The 23936-nt window shown below is 60.5% G+C and carries 23 protein-coding genes; 9 read left to right on the top strand and 14 right to left on the bottom strand.

What is annotated here, in order from left to right; translation table 11 throughout:
• The first annotated feature begins 24 nt into the window (after window positions 1-24).
• Window positions 25-2502, top strand: coding sequence for a TonB-dependent receptor (locus tag LGH70_RS00665; protein ID WP_226181704.1), 2478 nt, complete (start codon window positions 25-27; stop codon window positions 2500-2502).
• A 262-nt stretch (window positions 2503-2764) separates the two neighbouring features.
• On the opposite strand, the gene LGH70_RS00660 is transcribed toward LGH70_RS00665, so the two are convergent.
• Entirely contained in the window at window positions 2765-4501 is a 1737-nt protein-coding gene (locus LGH70_RS00660) for an APC family permease (protein ID WP_226181702.1), read from the bottom strand.
• Between the two features lie 233 nt (window positions 4502-4734).
• Here LGH70_RS00660 and LGH70_RS00655 point away from each other — a divergent pair, with 233 nt between their 5' ends.
• Window positions 4735-5967 (top strand): acyl-CoA dehydrogenase family protein, encoded by a 1233-nt coding sequence (locus LGH70_RS00655; RefSeq protein ID WP_226181700.1) that lies wholly within the window; start codon window positions 4735-4737, stop codon window positions 5965-5967.
• A 201-nt stretch (window positions 5968-6168) separates the two neighbouring features.
• Window positions 6169-6759: a hypothetical protein gene (locus LGH70_RS00650; RefSeq protein WP_226181698.1), complete on the top strand. Its 591-nt coding sequence runs from the start codon at window positions 6169-6171 to the stop codon at window positions 6757-6759.
• Between the two features lie 14 nt (window positions 6760-6773).
• Here the strand turns inward: LGH70_RS00650 and LGH70_RS00645 are convergent, their stop codons facing one another.
• Entirely contained in the window at window positions 6774-7133 is a 360-nt protein-coding gene (locus tag LGH70_RS00645) for a hypothetical protein (protein WP_226181696.1), read from the bottom strand.
• Window positions 7134-7304: 171 nt separating this feature from the next.
• Window positions 7305-7766 carry a DUF4268 domain-containing protein gene (locus tag LGH70_RS00640; protein ID WP_226181694.1) on the bottom strand — a complete coding sequence of 154 codons (462 nt, stop codon included), beginning with the start codon at window positions 7764-7766 and terminating at the stop codon, window positions 7305-7307.
• Window positions 7767-7961: 195 nt separating this feature from the next.
• On the opposite strand from LGH70_RS00640, the gene LGH70_RS00635 reads away from it, so the two are divergent.
• Complete coding sequence (locus LGH70_RS00635) at window positions 7962-8318, top strand: HIRAN domain-containing protein (protein ID WP_226181692.1); 357 nt, start codon at window positions 7962-7964, stop codon at window positions 8316-8318.
• Between the two features lie 15 nt (window positions 8319-8333).
• On the opposite strand, the gene LGH70_RS00630 is transcribed toward LGH70_RS00635, so the two are convergent.
• A complete protein-coding gene (locus LGH70_RS00630) occupies window positions 8334-9329 on the bottom strand; it encodes a hypothetical protein (RefSeq protein ID WP_226181690.1) in 996 nt (331 codons plus the stop codon).
• Between the two features lie 193 nt (window positions 9330-9522).
• Between LGH70_RS00630 and ruvB the strand changes: the two genes are divergently transcribed.
• The gene (ruvB, locus tag LGH70_RS00625) at window positions 9523-10581 is read left to right on the top strand and encodes a Holliday junction branch migration DNA helicase RuvB (protein WP_100337407.1); all 1059 of its coding nucleotides are present in this window, start codon (window positions 9523-9525) and stop codon (window positions 10579-10581) included.
• A 232-nt stretch (window positions 10582-10813) separates the two neighbouring features.
• Window positions 10814-11773, top strand: coding sequence for a tRNA epoxyqueuosine(34) reductase QueG (gene queG, locus LGH70_RS00620; protein ID WP_226181688.1), 960 nt, complete (start codon window positions 10814-10816; stop codon window positions 11771-11773).
• A 7-nt stretch (window positions 11774-11780) separates the two neighbouring features.
• Here queG and LGH70_RS00615 read toward each other — a convergent pair whose 3' ends face one another.
• The 5 genes from LGH70_RS00615 to LGH70_RS00595 form a co-directional block, all read right to left on the bottom strand.
• Window positions 11781-11969: a hypothetical protein gene (locus tag LGH70_RS00615; RefSeq protein WP_100337410.1), complete on the bottom strand. Its 189-nt coding sequence runs from the start codon at window positions 11967-11969 to the stop codon at window positions 11781-11783.
• 233 nt (window positions 11970-12202) lie between these two features.
• Window positions 12203-13081: a ferritin-like domain-containing protein gene (locus LGH70_RS00610; protein ID WP_226181686.1), complete on the bottom strand. Its 879-nt coding sequence runs from the start codon at window positions 13079-13081 to the stop codon at window positions 12203-12205.
• A 28-nt stretch (window positions 13082-13109) separates the two neighbouring features.
• Complete coding sequence (locus tag LGH70_RS00605) at window positions 13110-13772, bottom strand: ferritin-like domain-containing protein (protein WP_226181684.1); 663 nt, start codon at window positions 13770-13772, stop codon at window positions 13110-13112.
• A 244-nt stretch (window positions 13773-14016) separates the two neighbouring features.
• Window positions 14017-15057, bottom strand: a complete 1041-nt coding sequence (locus LGH70_RS00600) for a ferritin-like domain-containing protein (RefSeq protein ID WP_226181683.1) — start codon at window positions 15055-15057, stop codon at window positions 14017-14019.
• 42 nt (window positions 15058-15099) lie between these two features.
• On the bottom strand, window positions 15100-15879 hold the full coding sequence (locus LGH70_RS00595) for a ferritin-like domain-containing protein (protein ID WP_226181682.1): 780 nt from the start codon (window positions 15877-15879) through the stop codon (window positions 15100-15102).
• Window positions 15880-16141: 262 nt separating this feature from the next.
• Here LGH70_RS00595 and LGH70_RS00590 point away from each other — a divergent pair, with 262 nt between their 5' ends.
• The 3 genes from LGH70_RS00590 to LGH70_RS00580 all read left to right on the top strand — a co-directional run bounded on the left by LGH70_RS00590 (window position 16142) and on the right by LGH70_RS00580 (window position 19647).
• Window positions 16142-17632, top strand: a complete 1491-nt coding sequence (locus LGH70_RS00590) for a BatD family protein (protein WP_226181681.1) — start codon at window positions 16142-16144, stop codon at window positions 17630-17632.
• Window positions 17633-17758: 126 nt separating this feature from the next.
• Window positions 17759-18835, top strand: a complete 1077-nt coding sequence (aroC, locus tag LGH70_RS00585) for a chorismate synthase (protein ID WP_226181680.1) — start codon at window positions 17759-17761, stop codon at window positions 18833-18835.
• 185 nt (window positions 18836-19020) lie between these two features.
• Window positions 19021-19647: a NifU family protein gene (locus tag LGH70_RS00580; RefSeq protein WP_226181679.1), complete on the top strand. Its 627-nt coding sequence runs from the start codon at window positions 19021-19023 to the stop codon at window positions 19645-19647.
• 144 nt (window positions 19648-19791) lie between these two features.
• Here LGH70_RS00580 and LGH70_RS00575 read toward each other — a convergent pair whose 3' ends face one another.
• From LGH70_RS00575 to LGH70_RS00555, 5 genes are read right to left on the bottom strand one after another with little or no spacing between them, the layout of a single operon-like run.
• Entirely contained in the window at window positions 19792-20694 is a 903-nt protein-coding gene (locus LGH70_RS00575; RefSeq protein ID WP_226181678.1) for a DUF5777 family beta-barrel protein, read from the bottom strand.
• Window positions 20691-21266, bottom strand: a complete 576-nt coding sequence (locus LGH70_RS00570; RefSeq protein ID WP_226181677.1) for a YceI family protein — start codon at window positions 21264-21266, stop codon at window positions 20691-20693. The genes LGH70_RS00575 and LGH70_RS00570 overlap by 4 nt, the downstream gene beginning before the upstream one ends.
• Before the next feature lie 9 nt (window positions 21267-21275).
• Window positions 21276-21647 (bottom strand): hypothetical protein, encoded by a 372-nt coding sequence (locus tag LGH70_RS00565; protein ID WP_226181676.1) that lies wholly within the window; start codon window positions 21645-21647, stop codon window positions 21276-21278.
• A 39-nt stretch (window positions 21648-21686) separates the two neighbouring features.
• The gene (locus LGH70_RS00560; protein ID WP_226181675.1) at window positions 21687-23294 is read right to left on the bottom strand and encodes a porin family protein; all 1608 of its coding nucleotides are present in this window, start codon (window positions 23292-23294) and stop codon (window positions 21687-21689) included.
• A complete protein-coding gene (locus LGH70_RS00555; protein ID WP_226181673.1) occupies window positions 23269-23907 on the bottom strand; it encodes an RNA polymerase sigma factor in 639 nt (212 codons plus the stop codon). Before LGH70_RS00555 ends, LGH70_RS00560 begins: the two co-directional genes overlap by 26 nt.
• Window positions 23908-23936: the final 29 nt, after the last annotated feature.

The following is a 23936-nucleotide window of genomic DNA, read 5'->3' as shown; positions in this document are numbered from 1 at the left end:
GCTGCCTCAGCGCTGGTCTTGCTCATGCCCGCAGCGGCGTGGGCTCAAGGCCCCGTGGCCGGCACCGTAACGGATGCCCGCTCGGGCACAGTTCTGCCCGGCGCCACGGTGCTGCTCGATGGCGCCGTAGTGGGCGCCACAGATGCCGCGGGTAGCTTTGCGGTGCCCGCCGTACCGGCCGGCGCGCACGAGCTGCGCATCACCTTCCTGGGTTACGAGGCCCTGACGCAGCAAGTGCAGGGCCAGCCCGCCGAGCAGCGCCTCACGCTGGGCCTGCAATCTGGCGGCGCCGTGCTGACCGGCGAAGCCCTCGTAACGGCCAGCCGGGCCAATGAGCGCACGGCTACGGCCTACACCAACCTGGGCAAGCAGGACCTGGCCAAGCGCAATTTCGGCCAGGACATTCCCTACCTGCTCGACCAGACGCCCTCCGTGGTGGTGACGTCCGACGCGGGAGCGGGCGTGGGCTACACCGACATCCGCATCCGGGGCACCAGCAACACGGGCATCAACATGACCATCAACGGGGTGCCGCTGAACGATGCGGAGTCGCACGGCTCGTTTCTGGTGAACCTGCCAGATCTGGCCTCCTCGGTGAGCAGCCTGCAGGTGCAGCGCGGCGTGGGTACCAGCCAGAACGGGGGCGCGGCCTTCGGGGCCAGCATCAACATCTCCACCTTCGACAGCCGCCCCGAGGCCTACGCCGAAACCCAGAACACCTACGGCTCCTTTGAGACCTGGAAAAACACTGTGTCGTTTGGCACCGGGCTGCTGGGCGGCCATTTCCTGGTCGATGGGCGCTTGTCGCGCATCGTGTCGGAAGGCTATATGAACCGGGCTTCCTCGGATCTGAAGTCGTACTACCTCTCGGCCGGCTACCAGAGCAAAAACACGCTGCTCAAGTTCATCACCTTCTCGGGGCGCGAGAAAACCTACCAGTCGTGGAACGGCGTGCCCGAGCCCCTGCTCACCGGTAACCGGCAGCTGCTCCAGCAGTTCCTCGACAACGGGGAGCTGACGGAGGCCGATGCCGCCCGGGGCCTGCAGGAAGGCCGCCGCTACAGCTACTACACCTACGACAACCAGACCGACAACTACCAGCAGAACCACTACCAGCTGCATTTGTCGCAGGCCCTGGGCGCCGACTGGAGCCTGGGCGCGGCCCTGCACCTGACGCGGGGCTTTGGGTACTACGAGAGCTACCGGGCCGACCGGAAGCTGGACAACTACGGGCTGCAGGACGTGGTTATCGGCACGGAAACCATTAAGCGCACCAACCTGATTGACCAGAAGTGGCTGGATAACTACTTCTACGGCGGCACCTTCGCCCTGAACTACCAGCCCCGCGCCAACGACAAGCTGCAGGCCACGCTGGGCGGCGCCTGGAACCAGTTCAAGAATGACCACTACGGCGAGGTAATCTGGGCCCAGTATGCCTCCAACGGCGCCAACCGGCACCGCTACTACTTCAACGACGCCACCAAAACCGACTACAATACCTACGCCCGCGCCACCTATCAGGTGCTGCCCCGGCTGGGCATCTACGGCGACGTGCAGGTGCGCCACATCGACTACGCTATTGATGGCGTAGAGTCGAAGCCGGGCGCGGCCGGGGCCGTGAAGGGCAACGTGGACGTGACGACCCGGGCCCGCTACACCTTCTTCAACCCCAAGGCCGGCGCCACGTTCACCCTGGGCGAAGGCCAGCAGCTCTACACCAGCTTTGCCGTGGCCCAGCGCGAGCCGGTGCGGTCTGACTTCACCGACCGCCCCGTTGGCGCGGAAATGCCCAAGGCCGAGCGCCTGCACGATCTGGAGGCCGGCTACCGCATTACCCGGCCCGAGGCCAGCGTGCTGGGCCCCCACACGGCGCTGCGCTTCGAGGCCAACTACTTCTATATGAGCTACCGCAACCAGCTGGTGGCTACCGGGCAGCTCAACGACGTGGGCAGTGCCCTGCGTACCAACGTGGCGCGCAGCTTCCGCACTGGCATCGAGCTGACGGGCTTTGCCTCGGCCAACGACCTGCTCAGCCTGAGTAGCACCCTAACGCTGAGCCGCAACCGGATTCTGAACTTCCGCGAAACGATTTACAACGCCAACTACGAGCCGATAACGGCTTCGGAAGGCCGGGAATCCACTATTTCCTACTCGCCCTCGGTGGTATCGGCGCACACGCTGGAAGGCCAGCCGCTGAAGGGCCTGCGCGTGGCCCTGCTCTACAAAACGGTGGGGGAGCAGTTCCTCGACAATACGGCCAGTGATAACAAGCGCCTGAAGGGCTACCAGGTGCTGGACCTGCGGCTGCGCTACACCATCCGACCCACGTTCGTGAAGGAAATCGAGCTGGGCCTGCTGGTGAACAACCTGCTCAACCGCGAATACGAAGCCAACGGCTACACCTACGGCTACCCCAACGCCGACGGTCAGCAGCAGAATTTCAACTTCTATTTCCCCCAGGCCCCCCGCAATTTCCTGGCCTCGGTTGGCGTGAAGTTTTAATGTGCGAATGTGTTAGAATGTGGGGAATGTGCTAATCGTTTATCATTCTAAGCATTCTGGGCCTGAAGCAGAGACGCGGCACTACGTCCGCTGAAATGTGCCGATCTTTCTAATGTGAAAAGCCCTTTATCGAACTAACGATAAAGGGCTTTCTGGTAAAAGGCAGTTTGCAACTAGCAGAGGACGTGTCCTTGCTTCGTTCCTCGCAAGGACACAAGTTCACAACTTCACCACATTAGCACATTCCCCGCATTCCAACCCATTAAATAATCAGCCGTACGCCGCCCAGCTCAGAAATGTGGTAGGGAAACTGGTTGCCGGGGGAGCCGATGAACATGAAGTTCTTGGGAATATTCCACTTCTCCGACAGCTCCTCAATCAGCTTGGGGCCAAAATGGCCTTCCATGGTCACGAAATCCACCTCAATCTGCTCGTAGGCGCGGTCCAACACCCGGATATCGGTCAGCAGCTCCTGGGGGTAGCTTTCCCCGTCCTTGAGTAGCGTCACGATTTTCAGGCGGGTGGTAAACTCGTTTTCGACCACGTAGGCCATGACTTTGTTCAGGTTCGAGACGTTGTCGCCCTTGGTGAAAAACACGAATTCCTGCTTGTGCAGCTCCCGCAGCTGGCGGCGCACAAACAGCCGACCCAGGCGCGAAAACCGGGAGTGCTTGGTCAGAGAATCAATAGCGGCCAGCCCTAGGTTCAGAATAGCGGTGCGGTTGAGCATGATGTACACCAGGGCCATGGTGGGCAGGAAGTACTGCAGAAACACAATCAGGTAGTCGGGGTGAATCTTGATGTTGCCGTAGAGGGCCACCAGAATGCCGAACAGCGCCAGCGTAACGGTGAAAATGCCCGCGTACACCGGCCGGGGCAGCTTAGGCCGCTTGCGCTTCAGCAGGAAATTGCCGAGAGCAAAGAAGGCCATGACCGCCAGAAACGAAATGGTGTACACCCCCGACAGCGGCCCCAGTTCCCCGTTGGTAATGAACAGCACCGACACGCAGAGCAGGAAAAAGGTAATCAGGATGAGGTAGTTACTGCCGGCCTTGTTTTCCCGCAGGAAGAACTGGGGCAGAATCCGGTCCAGGGTCATGCGCTTCATCAGCCCGCTCACGCCCACGAAGGAGGTCAGTACGGCCCCGCTGAGCACGGCCACCGCATCGACGGAGATGAGCGTGCCCAGCCACCGGCCGCCGGTGGTGGTGCCCAGGTGGGAAAGCAGGGTTTCGGTGTGCTGGCCCACTTCCACCATCGGCAGGACGGCTATGGCCAGAAAGGCAATAACGGGGTTGAAGAAGCTGACCACAAGCCACATGTTGCGCAGAGTTTTGGCAAACACGCCCCGGGCCTGCTCCTCCACAAAATTGGCCGAGCTTTCGAAGCCCGAAATGCCCAGCATGGCCGCGCTGAAGCCGAAGAACAGTGCGTTGATGATGCTGCCGCCCTTCACGGGCAGCCGGAAGTTGAGGTCCAGATTGTCGAGCCCATTCGTGGCCAGAAACCAGATGGCACTGCCCACCAGTAGCGTGAGGGACACCAGGTGCACCAGGAAAATGCCCACCGCCACCTTCGCCGACTCCGAAATGCCCAGAATAGTGAGCACCAAAAACAGGCCCAGCAGCCCCAGCGTAGCCCCGATGATGGGCAGCCCGTGCCAGAGCGTGTGCAGATAGTGCATGGCCTCGGAAGCCGAAATAACGGCCGTGGCCATGTAGGAGAGAATCGTCAGGCAGGCGGCCAGGGCCGCGTTGCGTTTGCTGGTCGTGTTCAGCAGCACGTTGTAGGCCCCGCCGTTCAGGGGCAGGGCGCCCACCACTTCGCCGTAGATGGAGCGGAACAGATAGAGCACCGCGCCCACGATGAGCAGGGCAATCCAGGCGTACTGCCCGGCGTAGGATATGGCTAGGGCCGACACGTACAGGCAGGACGAGGAAATGTCGTTGCCGCAGATGGCCGTGGCTTCCAGCTCGTTTAGCTTTTTTTCGTGACTCATGGGGCAGAAGGGTGGGAAAGAACGGAAGGGTAGTGGGCCCTCTACGGCAGAATGCGCCTTTCGGAAGGGAAAAGCCGCAAATTCTGCCGGGGTGGCTTGGCTGCCAGCAAGGTAAGCCGTTGGGGGCAGAAACTGATTCCGGCCAACATTCCCGCCGAACCAACCCCGCCGGCCGCCTGTTCTGCATTCTGAAACTTCTATCTTTGAGGCTGATTCCCACCCAACCCCCAGCTATGTCTTCCCAAACTGACGTCCTCTCGCCCAAAGCCAAAGCCGAACACCGGAGCGGTTCCCTGAACGCGGCCGGCTTCACCGACTATTACGACATCGACGGCCTGCTCACCGAGGAGCACAAGCTCATCCGCCAGAGCATCCGCGACTTTGTCAAAAAGGAAATCAGCCCCAGCATCGAGAAGTGGGCCCAAGACAATCATTTTCCCTCCGAAATCGTCAAGAAGTTCGGCGACGTGGGCGCTTTTGGCCCCACCATCCCCACCGAGTACGGCGGCGGCGGCCTCGACTACATCAGCTACGGCCTGATTATGCAGGAAATTGAGCGCGGCGACTCCGGCATGCGCTCCACGGCCTCGGTACAGGGCTCGTTGGTGATGTACCCTATTTACGCCTACGGCTCGGAGGAGCAGCGCAAGAAGTACCTGCCCAAGCTGGCTTCGGGCGAGTGGCTCGGCTGCTTCGGCCTTACTGAGCCCGACCACGGCTCGAACCCCGGCGGCATGGTGACGCGCATCGAGGACAAAGGCGACTACTACCTGCTGAACGGCGCCAAGCTCTGGATTTCGAACTCCCCCGAGTGCCAGGTGGCCGTGGTGTGGGCCAAAAACGAGCAGGGCCGCATCAAGGGCCTGATTGTGGAGCGCGGCATGGAAGGCTTTACCACCCCTGAAATTCACAATAAGTGGAGCCTGCGCGCCTCCTGCACCGGCGAACTGGTGTTCGACAACGTGAAGGTGCCCAAGGAAAACCTGCTGCCCAACGTGGAAGGACTGCGCGGCCCCCTCGGCTGCCTCGACTCGGCCCGCTACGGCATTGCCTGGGGCGCCATCGGCGTGGCCATCGACTGCTACGAGTCGGCTTTGAAGTACTCTTTGGAGCGGGAGCAGTTCGGTAAGCCGATTGCCGGCTTTCAGCTGCAGCAGAAAAAGCTGGCCGAAATGATTACCGAAATCACCAAGGCCCAGCTGATGGTGTGGCGCCTGGGCATGCTCAAAAACGAGGGCAAAGCCACCAGCGCCCAGATCAGCATGGCCAAGCGCAACTCCGTGGACATGGCCCTGCACGTAGCCCGCGAAGCTCGCCAGATTCACGGCGGCATGGGCATCACGGGCGAGTATCCCATCATGCGCCACATGATGAACCTGGAGTCGGTGATTACCTACGAAGGCACCCACGACATTCACCTGCTCATCACCGGTGCCGATATTACCGGCATTCAGGCGTTCAAGTAGAATATTTCGACTAGTTTAAAAGGCCGTTTCAGCATTTGGAACGGCCTTTTTTATTGTCCTATGCGGATTCATCTCTGGCAATTTTGCCTGCTTGGTCTACTACCGATAATAGCGGCCTGCTCAACACCCCTGTCAAGGCCGGTGGAAGGCTGGTGGAGTCAAGACCGGCCGGTCCATCCCGCCTGGCCCGCTAGTCGGGTATTGACCTGGGCCGCCCGCCGCCCCCTGGCCTACGATACGCTTGTTCACCAGTTTGTGCGCGAGCTGCTGGCCCAGCGCACCGCTAGGCCTTATGGCCCCGACTCATTGACTACGTTCTATCTGGGCACCACTCTGTTCGAACAGGCTCCCGACCAGCATTCGGCCCGGTGCCCTACTTGCAATAGCCCCAATTTATCGGGGCATCTCCTAGTGCACTTGGTGGCTCAGCACGCGCTAACGCCCGCCGATACGGTGTTTATGCGCCAGCAGCTGCGCGGTGCCGCTGAGGTGCGCCTTACGCCGGGGTTGCTGCCTGGCTACGAGGTAGTGCCCCTCGATACTTTGTGGGCGCTTGACCGACGCTTGGGTCGCCGCCGCCGACTGGAAGCGGCGCGAATCTTGGAAGAACGGTACCATACCGCTGATTTCTTCTGGATAAGTGTGCCCCTCTTCCCCCGCGACCGGCAAACAGTCATCGTCGACATCAGTTACGACTGCGGAGGCTTGTGTGGAGCGGGCACCAGCTATGTCTTGCGTCGGCAGAATAACCGGTGGCGAATCATGCAGCAGATGCAGCGCTGGGTAAGCTAAGCGCCTTACCCAACTCAGCGCCGTTCCAACAAATAAGTAGCCGTACGCACCACGTCCGGGCCCAGCAGTGGGTGTTGCAGGTCAGGGGTGCTGGTTTCGGTTGTTTGCATCTGCACCACCGTCCAGCCCTGGGCGCGCAGCTCGTTGAGCTTTACCAGCAACTGCGCCTGATACTTATAGGCGCCCTTGGTCTTGGTGACCAGCTTCTCCTCGGTAACTTCTCCGGTCGGCGAAATCATAACCAGAATGGGTTTGCCCGCACTACTGTGCATCGACAGCTCCATATACTCGGGCGTGGGTGCGGCTTTGGGATAAAAGGCCCAGCTGACTGCGGCCAGGACTAACAGGACGGGAATTGGCAAAAGCTTTTTCATAGAGACACGATAGAGTATTGGTGAAAAGGTTAGATCTGGCCCAACCAGCTGGCTTCTGAATCTAAGATGCCCATTTCGGTACAACATTTAACGAGGCCGCCCCGCTGCTTCAGTATGCAGAACGGGCTGCTCCATCGACATGACTACCAGTTTAAACGCCTGCTTCCAGACTCAGCGCAAGTCGTCGAAGGCATACTGGGCCCCGCTCCAGAACTCGTCCAGGGCCATCAGACGGGGCTTAAAGAACGAAATCAGCTTGGGCCAGTCTTCCCGGTCGAACATATTGGCGGGCCGGAGCTCCCGGTAGATGCGGCTCAGCGTCTGCCCGTTTTCGTCCACAAACTGCGGCTCCCAGGTCCAGGCCTCGCCCAGACTTTCTTCCAGCATGACTTGCAGCTCGCGGAACTGCTGAAAAAACAGCTCCCGGATGCCCTCGTCGGGGTGAGTAATATCGATGCTGATGGTGGCATGGCGCACATCGGCCCGCAGCCGGAAATAGACGTGCTTCAGGCCGGTTTTGTAGTTAATCCAGTTGGTGGGCACGCCTTCGGCCGAGGGCACGGGGGCCATGTACTGGCCAAACGTGGTCCAGAAAGCCTGGCGCAGCTGGGCCGCTTCGGTTTTGCTATACATTCTGCTACGTGAAGTACTTAAGGGGTAAATAATGCTCCGGCGGCGCTGAGGGCCCGTTTTGCGAACCGCTATTCCTGCTCCGGGGTGCTGACAGGCAGCTCAAAATCCGGGGGAGCATCGGCTTTTTACGGTGCATACCACTCGGGGATGAGGCGAAAAAGTAGAAACCTGCCCACAGTCCCGTAAATTGGCCCCATGACGACTGCTCCCGTTTCTTCCCCCGAGGACCTGATTTTGCTGGAATGCCTGGTGGCTGGCACCACTCACCGCGAAAACCTGAAACAGCACGAGCCCCAGCTCTACGTGGGCCAGGCGCTGCAGCTCACCCGCGAGGCCGACAGCAAGTACGACGACTGGGCCGTGAAAGTGCTGACTACCGCGGCCGAAGGAGCCGTGTGGCTGGGCTACCTGCCCGAAGTGCGCAATGAAACCGTAGCCCGCCTGCTCGATGCCGGCTATGCTCTCTCGGCCCGCCTGGTGCACAAAGCCTGGGAAGACGACTGGCTCTACCTCGAAATAGAGGTGCTGCTGCCCGCCACCACCCGGCTGTAGGCCCGCAATGCTGGCTTAGATGAGGTCCGTGAGGTCGGCTATTTCCTGGCGGGCCTGCTCGATTTCGGGCTCGTCGGCGAAGTTGGCCTGCACCCATTCCGTGAAGCCGCCTACCATTTCGCCCACGGCCTGCCGGCTGCTCATCGGGGCCCGGGTGCCGGCTTCGGCAGCGGGTTCATCGGGTGGCCCGGCCATGAAGTCTTCCAGGCCCAGCGTGGCCAGCACATCCGACACGAACACCAGCCCGCAGACTTGCATGGCCTGGTAGAGCTGCACCAGCTCGGGCATCGTCAGGGTGAGCTGCTCCCCGGCCTGTAATGTGCCCAGCCGTTCCGACATGGCTTCCAGCGTAGCGGTTTGCAGTGCCGGCAACTGCGTCACGGCCTGTAGGAAGGGTTGTTCCGAATCGGTGGGCAGGCTATGCACGAGTAGCACGGCCAGGCGCACCATTTGCAGCTGCGGGTCGTTGAAGCGCACCGTGGCCACCGAGGGCAGCGGCTCGGCAGGGGCGGCTACCATCGCGCTATGCGTGAAAAAGGCGGCCTCAATCTGCAGGCGGTGCTGCCCGAGCTGCCCAGCTACAGCCCGGTCGGTTTCGGCCAGGTGCTGCTCCACCGACGCCAGGAAAGCCTCGCTCAGGTCTATGCAGTAAGCTTTTATGGCCAGAATCTGCTCTTCGGAGACAAACATCTGCTGCCGTACAAACCGCAGTACCGGCTCGGCCAGAGACGTGTCGAGGCCCAGGCGGCCCAGCAGCAGCAGGTCGTATACCTGGTTGGGCTGGGTGCGCAGTATCTCCAGCAGCTGCTCCTGGCTCAGGATAGCGTTGAGCTCAGCCACGGTGGCTGCCGTAATGGGCGTCAGCAGGGCCAGCTGCTGCACCAGCGCCGAATCGGGGCGGCTGAACAGCTCGGCGCAGACCATACCATGCAGAGAAAGGCTGTGGGCCAGCTGGTCGTAGATGTCGGCGGGCAGCTGGGCAAGCCAGGTATCGGAAAGAGAGAAAGTCATCGGTGGGCTAATCAGGCCACAAAGAAGAGAAGAAAGCCTTGCTTACAGGCCACTACCCCGGCGAAATAGGCTGATTGCTAATTTAAATAGTAGAAGGAAGAGAAATAATGCGGCTTTTTACTAAAAATCGGGAGCATTTTCGCCTCCGAAAGCGTTACCTTTATTCAACGCAATACCTGAATATAGCCCCGCTATGCGCGAACCATTCATGACCGGTGGCACTGACCACATGGACTCCGGCGAAAAAGAGATTGATAAGGCGCTGCGCCCGCTCAGCTTCGCCGACTTTACCGGCCAAGCCAAAGTAGTCGACAACCTGCAGATCTTCGTGGGGGCCGCCAAGCAGCGCGGCGAGGCCCTCGACCATGTGCTGCTGCACGGGCCTCCCGGCCTGGGCAAAACCACGTTGTCGCACATCATTGCCAACGAGTTGGGCGCCGGCATCAAGATGACCTCGGGCCCCGTGCTCGATAAGCCTTCGGACCTGGCCGGCCTGCTCACCAATCTGGACCCGCACGACGTGCTGTTCATTGATGAGATTCACCGACTCAACCCCGTGGTGGAAGAGTACCTGTACTCGGCCATGGAGGACTACCGCATCGACATTCTGCTCGACTCGGGCCCGAATGCGCGGTCGGTGCAGATTTCGCTGTCGCCCTTCACGCTCATCGGGGCTACCACGCGCTCCGGCATGCTGACCTCGCCGCTGCGGGCCCGCTTCGGCATTAGCTCCCGGCTGGAATACTACGATGCCAAGCTGCTCACCGACATCGTAATGCGCTCGGCCGAAATCTTGGCCACGCCGATTCACGAGGATGCCGCCTTTGAAATTGCCCGCCGCTCGCGCGGTACCCCACGCATTGCCAACAACCTGCTGCGCCGCACCCGCGACTTTGCCCAGATTAAAGGTACTGGCACCATCACGGTGGACATTGCCCAGTTTGCCCTCAACGCCCTCGACGTGGACGCCCGCGGCCTCGACGATATGGACAAGCGCATCCTGAACACCATCATCGACAAGTTCAAGGGTGGGCCCGTGGGCATCAGCACCATTGCCACGGCCTGCGGCGAGGAAGCCGAAACCATTGAGGAAGTGTACGAGCCCTTCCTGATTCAGGAAGGGTATATCAAGCGCACCTCGCGGGGCCGTGAAGCCACCGAGGCCGCCTACAAGCACCTGGGCAAGCTCATGCCCCAGCACCTGCGCGGCAACTCGCCCGGGGATTTGTTCGGGGCTCCTTCAGAGGAATAGGACGCCATTGTTGTCGTCTGTCATCTTGAGCTTTCAAAGGACTTTCCTCCCCTGAGTGTCAGGCTCGATTAAATGTGAAAAAGCCCTTTTCTGTTAACGCAGGAAGGGGCTTTTCGCGTTGGTAGAACCGGTAGTGGGGTAGAGGAGGAAGGGCGTTCATTGCGCTTCGCTGCACTCAGGATGACAGACGAAAAGGAATGCCGTATTTTTGTAGTCAGCCATTCCCGAAAATATGCTCCCCACTGCCCACTACACTGCTTTCATCAAACGCCGCGCGGCGGAGCTGGGCTTTATGTACTGCGGCATCTCCAAGGCGGAGTTTCTGGAAGAGGAAGCGCCCCGGCTGGAAAACTGGCTGAACCGGAACATGAACGGGCAGATGAGCTACATGGCCAACCACTTCGACAAGCGCCTCGACCCGCGTCTGCTCGTAGATGGAGCCAAATCGGTTATTTCTCTGCTGCTAAACTATTACCCGGCTCCGCAGGATCAGCAGCCCGACGACACGCTCAAGATCAGCAAGTATGCCTACGGCCGCGACTACCACTTTGTCATCAAGGACAAGCTCAAGACGCTGCTGGCCGATATGCAGGCAGAAATAGGGGAGGTAGGCGGCCGGGTGTTCGTGGACTCGGCCCCGGTGATGGATAAGGTGTGGGCTAAGAAAAGCGGCCTGGGCTGGGTGGGCAAAAACTCTAACCTGATAACGCCCGGCGTGGGCAGCTTCTACTTCATTGCCGAGCTTATCGTAGACCTGGAGCTGGACTACGACGGCCCCATCAAAGACTACTGCGGCACCTGCACCAAGTGCATGGATGCCTGCCCGACCGACGCCATTACCAACCCCTACGTGGTAGATGGCAGCAAGTGCATCAGCTACTTCACTATCGAGCTGAAAGACCAGATTCCGCGGGAAGTGGGTGGCAAGTTTGGCAACTGGATGTTTGGCTGCGACATCTGCCAGGACGTGTGCCCCTGGAACCGGTTTGCCAAGCCCCACAGTGAGCCCCAGTTTATACCCCATGCCCAGCTGCCCCACCTGAAGGCCAACGACTGGCAGGAAATAACCCACGAGCTGTTTTCGGAACTGTTCCGGCAGTCGGCGGTAAAGCGCACGGGTTACGAGGGTCTAAAACGAAACATCCGGTTCGTGACAAACGAGCCGGATGCTGTAGATGATAAGCAGGAATAGAAAGCTGCTAGACGGCTGAGGCAAAAACGCGGTTTAGAATGCCTCGGTAGATTTTAGCGAATTGTTGATAGCACCAGGCTTTCAACTCGGCTAACTCCGTCGGGACGAGCATGCGGAAACCTTTGCGCAGCTCTTTCTCAAAAAGAATTTTGTCGAAGCTGACTTTTAGCAGAATGGTTTTAACGTATTCTAGCATCGGTCAAGAGTGTTTTGGGTAGGTTGGGTAGGTTGGTTGGGAGGGGGGCAGGCACTGTATACGAGAGCCGCTGAAAAAGCTGCGGCTGGGAGCATGTTACGGGGTAACTTTATTGAAAGATACAAGAATAAGTTTTGATAGTACAAGCTGGTCATTGCTTTTTAACCCTGACTTAATACAAAAAAAGAACGGCCGGAGCCGTTCTTTGATTTTTGCCTAGAAAGCAGAAAGAGCTACGCGTAGATAAACAAGCTAGCTATCCGGCGCGCTACTGTCTCCGTCATTGGCTCGTCGAAAGCTTCCCTGATGCTCTGCTCGGCTTTCTCCTTGGTGGTCGTCACGACGCCGGTTGCGGTGTCGAGGGGGAAAAGGATAATATCCGTCGTCGTGACAATGGCCTGTTTGACGGCATTCTCATCGGCGTAGACGGGCGCAGTGGGCGCGGTGGTAATATCTTCATCCAGGGGGCTCACCCAGTAGCGCACGTTTGCGCCCAGGGCCCGGCGCATGCCCCGGATATGGGCCGCGTGCCGGGCTTCTACGGCATGAATCCGCAGGGCTGCCTCCAGCAGGTCGTTGTCGGTCATCAGGTTTTCTACCTGGCCTTTGTAGGCCCGCACGCCGGTATCTTCCAGCAATTGGGCCACTTTCAAGAAGGTGCTGAAGTTGCTAAAAACGTCGGCAAACAGGGCAGGCTGGGTGGCGTTTTTGCTGCCCGTGAAGTCAAACTTCGGCTTTTGAGGCACCTCCACGCTCGACTCCCTGAGGGTGCGCTGCAGAAACGTCACGTGGTCCTGCTCGTGCTTGGCAATGGCCTGGATAACAGTTTTGGTCGTGCCCGGAAACACCAGCCCGGAAGCCAGGGCCTGGGTGTAGAAGTCACTTTCCAGGTATTCTAGCGTTAGGGCCAGGCTGAAGGCATCCAGTACCGTGGAGGAGCGCCGACCGTAAGCTTTGGTGAGCACGCCGCTCAGGGCCAGCGGCACGGCGGCAGCTACGGCGCGGCGGCCGTTTTGGCCCAGGCTGGCCAGCACGACCCGGCGCCCACTGATACGCTCAAAGGAATCAGAGTCGACGGCGGCTAGATCAGCAAGTAGTTTCAGAATATTCATGGCAAGTACTGGTCAGGGAGAAGCCCGCTTAAGCGAGTGGCAGCCCGGAAACGTCGATAGTGTAGGGTAAAAAGAACGGGGCGGCTGCCGTAATCACCTGCGCCGGTGTCAGCGCGGGGCCCAGGCCGGCATCGGCTCCGGTGGCGGCTACCACATCGGCGAAAGGATCAATGCCGAGCAGATCGTGGATGAAAGCGGCATGACGCGCTTCTACCGAAGCAATTTTGCCCAGTAAGACCAGCGTGTTCTTGGTCGTAATCAGCTTGGCCGCGCCATTGTAGGCTGCCACGCCCAGGTCTTCGAGCAGCCGTGCGGCTTCGAGCACGCCGGTGCGGGTCGTGAGGGTAAGGGTACTGAAGTTGAACTCGAAAGTTCCGATGGCATTGCCGCCCAGCAGCTGCTTGAAGAACTCGCGGTGAATTACTTCATGGTCGCGCAGGTCGGTGATGGCCGTTAGCTCGGCCGCACTCAGGAAAGCAGGCTTAGCATCCACTATCTTCTGATAGAAGGTCGCCTCCAGCTGCTCCAGCAGGTACACGTAGTTGAGCAGGCCGTTTTCGCCGTCACCAATGCTGATAACAGTGCCCGTATCGGTTGGCTCAATTTTGGGGTCGTCTCCGCAGCCCGCCAGCACCAGCGTAGAAGCCGCTACCGTAGCACCGGCTACGCGAAAAAAAGAGCGGCGCCGCATGGTACGGGCCGGGAAAGAAGAAGAAAAGCCAGACTCAGACATTAGCTAAAAATACGCCAGCGGAAAGGATACAGCCGCCTTCGCGAGAAAGCAGCTTTGACAAAGGTACTCCGATAAACCCGGATGCGCCAAGAACAGGAGCCGGATACGCGCCGCCGGGTTGCATACCCGGTCCGCAGACCCCGGACAAAAAAAAAGGACAGCATTTCTGCTGTCCTTTTTGCTAAGTCAGAATCTGAAAGACCTAGAAGATAGTTGCGCCGTTTCTCACGAACGTGTTGGCAATAGCTGACACGGTCGGCACGTCCAGCGGCTCGTCGAAGGCCTCCGAGAAGGCAGCGGCCGGGAAGTTGAGCGAAGCCAGCGCCGTTTGCAGGTTTACACCCGGCTGAGTGCCGTTTGGACCCTGCACTACGTTGTCTTCGGCGGGGAAGGTGATGCCTGCGGGCGTACCAGCTGGCAAGGAGCCAGCGGCATAGATTGGGGCCGTCTGGGCGGGGGAAGCTCCACCGCCGTCCTGGCCGGAAATCCAGCTCTTGGGCGATGCAGAGGTGTTTGTGGCGTTAGCCGCTACACCAGAAGCCGCGTTGTTGGCCGCGCCAGCCCGGCGCATGGTGCGCAGGCGGGCGGCGTGGCGGGCTTCCACCGAGTGGATATTGAGCGCCGCCGTCAGCACGTCTTTGTTGGAAGCCAGGTAAGGAGCACCGCCTTTGTAGGCTCGCACGCCGGTGTCTTCCAACGACTGAGCTACCGCCAGGAAAATAGCGGGGTTAGTGAACACGCCGGTGAAAGGACCAGTGCCCGAGCCTTTACCACCCGTGTAGTCAAAATCCGAAACTGCGGGAGCCGGAATGACATTGGAGGCGAGTGCTGTCCGCAGGAAGTTCACGTGGTTGTTCTCGTCGGTCCGGATTTTGGTCAGCGACGAGAGGTTGGTGGCGCTGAACAGAGCGCGGAAGGTCGTCTGAGTCGGCGTGATGGCCGTGTTGCCGGTGCCGCTACCCACTACGATAGTACCGTCGCCCTGCAGGGCCAGGTTGTAGAAGTAGGCTTCCAGGTATTCCAGCTTCAGGGCAAACCGGAGCACGTCGGTAACGGACGGGGCCGAGGTGGTCTGAGCGTAGGCTTTGTTGAAGATGGCCGTCAGGGCCAGCGGCAGAGTAGCCGCCGTCATTTTTTTGCCGAAGCCGGTCAGGTGTTTGAACACTTGACGGCGAGAATCGAAGCGTTCGAAAACCTCGGGGTCAGTTTTCTCGATTTCGGAGAGGATATGGAAGAAGTTCATACGAAAGGCGAAGTTTAGATAGGAGAAAGTGGCGACAGCGCCTTATACAAGACCCGAAACGTTGAGCTTGGAGCCCTCTTTCAGAAACAGGTTGGCCGTGGCCACTACCTCAGCGGGCGTCTTAGAGATTTCCAGACCGTCGGTGCCGATGCGCACCACGTCGGAATCTACAAACGAGCCTTCCGATACCAAGTCCCGGATCAGGGCCGCGTGCCGGGCTTCCACCGAAACGATTTTGCCGGCGGCCACCAGGTAGTTCAGGCCCGCGGTGTCGGTCGCAATAAAGCGGCCGGCGCCGTTGTAGGCAGCTACGCCCAGGTCCTCGAAAGCTTTGGCCGCATTCAGCACGCCCAGCTTGGCCGAACCGGCGGCCGTTACCCGGGCGTTGAAGTCGATGCCGTCGAAATTAGGCTGCAGATCCGAGCGAATCATGGCCGAAGCCGCGTCGCGGGTGAGAGCGGCCTTGAAAAACTCGCGGTGAATGACTTCGTGGTAGTAGAGGTCGTCCAGAATTTGCTTCTCAGCGCTGCCGGCCATCAGGCCCTTGTAGTAGGTGCCATCCCGCAGGGCGGTGTAGAAACCGGCTTCCAGCTGCTCCAGAGCATAGGCATAGTTGAGCACGCCCACGCTGCCCGAGCCTACATTCACAGTGCCCTCGGGCGTTACGCCAGCGTCGTCATCGTCGTTGCAGCCGGAAAGCAGCAGTGCGGTAGCACCCGCCGTAGCGCCGGCGTACATGAAGAACGAGCGTCTTTTGATCGGAACGTACAGGGGCTTGGTGAAATCAGCCTCTTCTCCGCTGGAGTTGATGATTTTGGACATGGGAGGAATAGATTAGGGTGAAAAGGAAAGTAAAGGCAAAGCGCTGCCAGCACGACTGGAAAGCCGTTTTTTGCCGGGAGCAACCAGAAATATTGTTGAGGTTTGGCTTGATTTACGGCACCGTAGACAAGTTGGATTGTTATTGTCCGGAATTTTATTTATATGCTAATAAGTATATAGCCGGGCCAGGTAGGCGCAGAAGGGCATTTGCGCGGTACGGGGTGCGTTTTTGCGTAGCTTTGCTTTCCTTGATTTTCTTTGAATGCCAGCCACCCTGCGTAGATTCTTTGTGCTGTTGCTACTGCTGCTGGCGGACGTATGCCCCCCGCTGCGGGCGCAGTCGGCAGCGGAAGCCCAGGCCGACATCGTGCTGGGCCGGACTACGTTTCCGGTCAACGAGTACTTTACCATTGGCTTTCGGCTGCGCGGGGCGGCTCTGGAGCGGTATTCGGCCTTTCCCGACATCGAAGGCTTCAAGAAAAGCAGCAAGTCGAGCACGACTACCACGCGAATTGTCGGCGGGCAGACCTCCACGGAGCTGACCATCACCCAGCGCTACGCGGCTTACGGCGAAGGGGAGTTCGAGCTCAAGCCCTTCACGATGACCGTCAACGGGCTGACCATCCGCTCGGCCGGGGGCAAGCTGCAGGTGCAGCCTCAGCCCGCCGCCGCGCCCAGCCCGGCCCCCGGGGCGGCGCCCATCCAAGGGCTGGGGCTGCTCGATAAGCTTTTCGGCAAGCCCAAGCCCCAGGAGTTCGTAGAACCCCAGGACAATGCCTTTTTGGCGCTGGTACCCGATAAAACGACCGTCTTCGTCGGGGAAGGCGTGCATATCGGCCTGTACTTCTACCTGACGCCCGCCGACCAGGGTCTGCTCAGCTTCTATAACTTCGGGGGGCAGCTGCCCGAGATTCTGCAGCTGCTGCGGCAGCGCACGGCCTGGGAGGAGCCCTTCAACGAGCAGGAAATAGTGCCCGAAACCGTGGTGGCGGGCGGTAAAACCTACCTGCGCTACCGCCTCTACGAAGCCGAGTATTACCCGCTGAACACGCAGCCGCTCACGTTTCCGGAAATTCCGCTGCAGATGGTGAAGTACCGGGTAGCCAAAAAGCCCGAAGCCGGCCTCGACAACCGCATGGAAGGGTTCAAAACCTACCGCACCGTCGCCCGCACCATCAGCGTGAAGCCCCTGCCGCCCCACCCCCTGCGCGACCAGGTGCCCGTGGGCGACTACCACCTGCGCGAGGCCATCAACCGCACCAGCTTCCGCACGGGACAGGCTTTTACCTACTCCTTTCGGGTAGAAGGCGAAGGCAACCTGGCCGCGCTGGCCGCCCCCGTACCGCAGCTGTCGGCCGGCATAGAAGTGTATGGCCCCGACACCGAAACCGGCATTACGCGCCAGGCCGGCCGCGTGGGCGGCACCAAGCAGTTTCAGTACCGGCTCATTGTCCGGCGCCCCGGCGTGCTGGCCCTCGACAGCATATTCTCGCTCGTTTTCTTCAACCCCGCCACGGCCCGCTACGACACGTTGCGGCCCGAAGTGCGGCCCCAGGTGAAAGGTGCGGCCAGCAGCACCGCTTTCAATGCCCGCCGCGACGACCCTTTTTACCAGGAAATGCTGGAGTCGGCCGATAACACGCTGCAACAGCGCGACGCTTATACCGAAGTGCTGCGCTACGCCAATTATATTCTGCTGGCGCTGGGCGCGCTGGCCGTTTTTGGCTGGTGGCGCAGTGGCCACCGCCACTAACCGCAGTGGCCCCGGAAGCTCGGCCGTAGTGCCCGATTCCATTAATTTGTGGCTTACGGGCCCACCCGGCCACTGAACTCAAGTTTTTGCGGTTCCTTTGCAGCTCTAGAACTGATTCTTTTAGCTATGAATACGTTTGGTACCTTGTTTCGCATCACCACCTTCGGCGAGTCGCACGGCCCCGGTATTGGGGTTGTAATTGATGGCTGCCCGGCGGGCATTGCGGTGGATGTGGCTACCATTCAGGCGGCGCTGGACCGGCGCCGGCCGGGGCAGTCGGAGCTGACGACGCCGCGCCGCGAGGCCGACCAGGTAGAAGTGCTGTCGGGCCTATTTGAGGGGCATACCACGGGCACGCCCATCGGCCTGTTTATCCGCAACCAGGACCAGGCCAGCCACGACTACTCCCACATCGAGCACGCCTACCGCCCCTCGCACGCCGACTACACCTACGACCAGAAGTACGGCCGGCGCGACTACCGCGGCGGGGGCCGCAGCTCGGCCCGGGAAACGGCCGCCCGCGTAGCCGCCGGCGCCGTGGCGGCGCAGTTTCTGGCTCAGCAGGGCATCAGGGCGCTTAGCTATGTGTCACAGGTAGGGGCCGTGGCCGTGCCGGTGGGCTACGAGCAGCTCGACCTGGGTCTGATTGACAGCAACATGGTGCGCTGCCCCCACCCCGAAACCGCTGAGCAGATGACCGAGCTGATCCGGCAGGTGCGCGACCGGCACGACACGGTGGGCGGCCTGGTGACGGGCGTGGTACTGGGCGTGCCGGCTGGCCTCGGTGAGCCGGTATTTGATAAGCTGCACGCCGAGCTGGGCAAGGCCATGCTGAGCATCAACGCCGTGAAAGGCTTCGAGTACGGCTCCGGCTTTGCCGGCACGCTGCTGTTTGGCTCGGAGCACAACGACGCTTTCTACACCGACGAGCAGGGCACCGTGCGCACCCGTACCAACCACTCGGGCGGTATTCAGGGCGGCATCAGCAACGGGCAGGATGTTTACTTCCGGGTGGCCTTTAAGCCCGTAGCCACTATTCTGCAGCCGCAAACCACCATCAACGACCAGGGTGAGGAAATAACGCTGGCCGGCAAAGGCCGGCACGACCCCTGCGTGCTGCCCCGCGCCGTGCCCATCGTGGATGCCATGACCAACCTGGTGCTGGCCGATATGGTGCTGCGCGCCCGCGCTAATAAGGTATAAGGCCCGGCAAGTAGCTGATTGCCTGTGGCGCGGCGCCCAAAGTCGGGCCGGGGTGCCCGGACCAAAAATGCGGCTACTTGCGTACCTTTGGAACATATAGCCGGTGGCACGGTTTTACCGCCGCTGTTGTTCTCTACAACAACGCCATTTGTGCGTTTTCTCTATCGTCTCCAAGTCTTTCAAACATGGCTGATTCACTCACTGCTCCTGCTGCGCCGGTTTCCATTTACGCCGAAGCCAGCCCCAACCCCGAATCCATGAAATTCGTGCTCAACACCCAGCTGCTAAGCGAAGGGGTGAGCGTGGATTATCCGAATGTGGAAGCGGCTGCCAACTCGCCGCTGGCCCAGGAGTTGTTCAACTTCGACTACGTAGGCCGCGTGTTCATTGCCGCCAACTTTGTTACCATCACCAAAACCTCGGACCTGACCTGGACGCACCTCATCCCCGAGCTGCGCACCTTCCTCAAGTCGTACGTGGAAGCCGGTGGGCCTATTTTCACCGTCGACCCCGCCGCTGAGCAGAAGGCCGCCCAGCACGCCGCCGCAACCGGCGACGCCTCGGAGCAGGACCAGCAGATCAGCCAGAAGGTTATCGACCTGCTCGAAAACTACGTGCGCCCCGCCGTGGAGCAGGATGGTGGCAACATCACCTTCCGCTCCTACAAGCAAGGCGTGGTGACGGTGAACCTGCAGGGCTCGTGCTCGGGCTGTCCCTCGGCAACCGTGACGCTGAAGTCCGGCATCGAAAACCTGCTCAAGCGCATGGTGCCCGAAGTAACCGAAGTTGTAGCCGAAGGCATTACGGTATAAGCGGCTTCCTGCTTGATATAGAAAAAGCCCGGCTAGCAGTAGCCGGGCTTTTTTGTGCGCCATAAATTCTGAAGGAAAGTAAAATTCTATTTCAAGTTCCCTACAGTGTGGGCAGTGCTGAGGGGGGAAGTCTTTTGAATGGCTTCACCGGCTTTTTACAGTGAAGGCCCGGCTCACGTTGAAGCCAAAGTAGATGTCGCCGTCGAAGAAGTTGCCGGTGGTTTGAGTCACGAAGAGCTTCTCCATCATGCCTTGGGCGTTGGTGAAGTGCAGCTGGAAGATATGCCCGCCGGTTTCGATGTCGACGCCCAGGCCCAGGGCGTTACGCATATCGTCGGCGGTGGCGCCGGGCAGCAGGTAGAAATAGTCGGCCGTGAAAGCCAAGCGCTTGGTGAGCTTTTGCCGGAAGGCCGCGCCCATGGCGTACACGTCGTTCTGGTCGCGCCGGGTGTCCACGAAGTTGCGGTGAATAAGCGTGGGCATAAGCTGTACCGACAGCGCCGGGCTAAATTTGCGGGCAATGAGCGCCTGGTAGGTATAGGCCAGACGGGTGCGCGGCGTGCGTTCCGGCTCCCGAAACCGCAGCGCCGTAAGGGCCGCACTGGTGAGCAGCGTCACGGAAACGGGCATGGCGTGGGCCCCGGTACTTTGCCGCAGGGCTTTGTATTTGAGGAAGCCGTCGAAGGTTTTGTCCTGGGAGCTGCGGCCCAGGCCCGCCGTTAGCCGGTCGGTGAGGCCATACTCGAAGCTCAGGCGCAGCACGGCCTGGTCGAGGCCGAAGAAATTGTAGGCTCCACTGTTGAGCGTACCGAAGCGGTGCTGAATCAGGAACAGCAGCGTGCCCTCCCCCGGCGTTTCCACCGACTGCGCATTGATGATATGCGTGCCTTTGAAGGTGGCCTGCACCAAGTCCGGCGCGGCGCGGCGGGTGCTGTCGGTGGTTGTTTCCAGCTCCCGCAGCAGATTGTCCTGGGCCTGGGTCGGCGTAGTGCTCAGCCCAGCAACAGCGCCGAGGCTGGCCAGGAGGAAACAGTGGAAGCGGCTCATCGGGAAAACGAGGTTTGGGGTGGCGTAGCGGGCTCACAGGCAAAGTTCACCGTGACGGCCACCGATTTGGCAATATTGTCGCGGACCAGAGCCGGAATCTCAATGTTGTAATCGGCCGGGGCCACTGTAAATGTGGATTTGATGAGCAGGCGGTTGTTTTGCCGCTCCAGCCTGCCCGGCACCTTCACCCGCCGCTTCACGCCGTGAATGGTCAGGTCGCCTTCCACCTGCACGCTCTGAGCCCCGCCTGCCGCCAGCGGCCCCGGCTGAAACCCCACGATGGTACCCGCGAAAGTGGCTTTGGGGTATTTATCCGACTCGACGTAGTTCTCGTTGAAATGCTCCTGCATCAGGGTGCGCCTGAACACAAAGGACTTCATGGGCACGCTGAAAGCAACCTGGCCGGTGGTGGCGTCCAGCACGCCGGCGGCCTGGGTGCTGCGGGCCTCGATATCCTCGATGGGAGTGCCGGAGAAAAAGCTGATCAGCCCGGTGCGGGTCGAGTATTTGCCCTGGGCCCACGCCCCGGGCAGCACCAGCATACTGAGTAGAAACAGAAATAGCGTTTTCATAGCAATTAGTCAGTTGTTAGGGGCTTTATCCTCGGCCCACTTCCGGATGCGGGCCAAGTCGCAGTCCGAGAGCTTGGGCTGGCCCTGGGGCATGGGGTCGAAGCCGTCAGCGTGGCTCGTGACGCCCACCAGCAGGCCATTGTCGGCGTACACTTTCACCTGGGCGTAGGTGTCCAGATTGACGTTGCCCGATGGCAGCCGTGAGTTGTGGCAGGTGCGGCAGTGCTGGGCCAGAAGGGGGGAAATAGTGCCGCTGTAGGTTGTGGCGGCCACATCACACGCGGGCGTAGGCTGCTTTTCCAGCAGCTCCTCCGCGTTGTCGTAGGCGCAACTGCTGAGCATAGTCAGTCCGCCAACCAGAAAAAGTACTGGGCGTAGCATACAGACAGAAAAAAGGTGGAAAACGGGTGCCGGAGCGGCTTAGCGCGGGTCCGGGGCAGTGGGGAGCAGGTTATATTTGAGGCCCAAAAACACGCCGGCGCTGCTGAGCTTCACCTTACCGAAGCCCACGCCTCCCAGCGGAATCTTCATGAACGGCTCCCCCTGCACCGACCAGCGCCCCGGCAGCCTGTGCTCGTAGCCCACCGACAGGTTCAGCACGCTCAGGTAGTGATTCGAGCCCTTAGCTAGGCTCCAGGTACGCTCGGCGGGCTTGCCGTAGTATTCGTAGGCGTAGCGGTACTGCTCGTTGCGCATGAGCAGCGTGGAAAGGCCGATGGAAGCAAAGGCGGCGGCATTTGGGCGGCGCAGCGCATCGTAGCGCAGGTTGAGGGGCACATCCGTGATGCGGCACACGGCATCCACCTGGTTGATGGTGTAATCGTGGTTGTTGGTCCAGTAGCCGGTCGGAGGGTGGTAGTCGCTGCCGCGGGCGGCGTAGCGTTTCACCGAGCGAAGGGCGGCGGCAGTAAGGCGCAGCCGGTCGGTGAGGCGGTATTCGAGCTGCACGCCCAGGTTGCTACCCAGGCCCGGGCCGTTGGCCCAGCCTACTGCACTTAGCTCCGGCGCATACAGCACCCCGATGCTGAGGCGGTAAGCCGGCCTGGCGCGAGGTGCTTTCTCCCTGCTGGAGTCAGCCGGCAGCGCCGACGAAGCGGCTATAGCGGAATTGGTGGCTACTGCGGAAGCGGCCGGAGCCGTTGAATCCGGCTGGGTGGCTCCCGAAGTACGGTCGGGTAGGGGCTCACTACCTGGCCGCGCAGCTGCTGCAACAGCTGCTTCGGGAGCTACCGTTTCGGCCGGTGCCGCCGCTGAAGCTGGCGGTACAGGAGAATTCTCACGTATTGATATGCCTTGGCCACTTCCCGGAAGTAAACTGGCCGCATGCTCAAGCGTAGGGGAAATAGGGTTGACAACGCCGAGCGAAAATTGGGTTGGGGAGGGGTGCTGCGAAGAAACAGCCCCGCCGGAAGCCTCTGATGCCTGTACAGCGGCAGGGGCCGCCGAAGCCGGGCGGACAGCGGCGCGCACCTCGTGTTGGAAGCCCACCGCTGGTTGGCGGCCTGGGTTTACCGGCAGGGCTGCAAGAAGCTGCTTCCGCCGGGGCCGGGTGAGGTTTTCATGCTCGTAGCGCAGTATCTGGGTAGTTGGCGTGGGAAGCGAAGCACTGGCAGGCATGCTGGTGCTGGCTACGTCCGCGGCTACCAGGGGAGCTACGGGCGCTGCCGCCGGCTCACGAGCCGGGGTCGGCCGGTTAGTCGCGGCAGCCGGCAAGGCGGTTTGGCGCCGGGCCGCAATAGTCTGCTCCAGCTGCCGGGCCGAAGGAGAAGTAAGCGTAGCGGAAGCCAGGGGCGGAAGCGCGGAAGGGGCAAAAACGCCGAACCACACCAGCAAGGCCACTAGCAGCAACACCGCTTCCAGCGCAACCATGCGTAGCACCCGCTGCCGCACGAGCTGCTCGGCGGCGGCCGCGTCCAGCTTCCGCTCCATCTGCAGCCAGGCGCTGAGGTTGTGTTCGTCGGGATAGTTCTCGGCGCCCCGCTGAAACAGCGCGTCCAGTTCTTCATCCGACATATCCGGCGTACGCATGGTGACTAGTTTTTTTAAGAATATACTTGAGGTGGGCGCGCGCCTTTGACAGGTTTGATTTGGAAGCACCCACCGAGATGCCCAGCTGGCTGCTCACCTCCTCGTGGGTGTAGCCATCGATGACATAGAGGTTGAACACGGTGCGGTAGGCGGGGGAAAGCTGCTGAATCAGGTGAAGAAGCTCCTCGTAAGAAAGGTCGTCCAGGGCCGGGTTGCCGGTGTCGGCCTCCATATACACCGCCTCGCTGAGTTCCTGCTGATGCTGGTGTTTTTCCTGGGCGCGGTAATGGTCGATGGCCGTGTGAATCATGATGCGCTTGAGCCAGCCCCGAAACGAGCCGCTGACCTCGTGCCGGGCCACGTCGAAGCGGCTCACGTCGCGAAAAACCTTCATAAACCCGTCGTTTACGGCTTCCATAGCTTCGTCGCGGGTGCGGGTGTAGCGCAGGCAAATGCTCATGCCAAAGCTGTAATACAGCCCATACAGCTGCCGCTGCGCGTCGCGCTCCGCCCGGCGGCAACCAGCCAGCAGGGCGGTAAGCATCTCGGGGTCGTGGTCGGTATGGGGCACGGCATCGGGGGTTATATCCAACGACTCGGCAGCTCCCGGCAAATGGTTGCCTCAGGAAAATAAAAGGTAGT

The organism is Hymenobacter nitidus, assembly GCF_020447315.1.
GTDB lineage: Bacteria > Bacteroidota > Bacteroidia > Cytophagales > Hymenobacteraceae > Hymenobacter > Hymenobacter nitidus.
The sequence above is the reverse complement of the archived record's forward strand: the minus strand, read 5'-3'. Positions and strand labels throughout refer to the sequence as shown.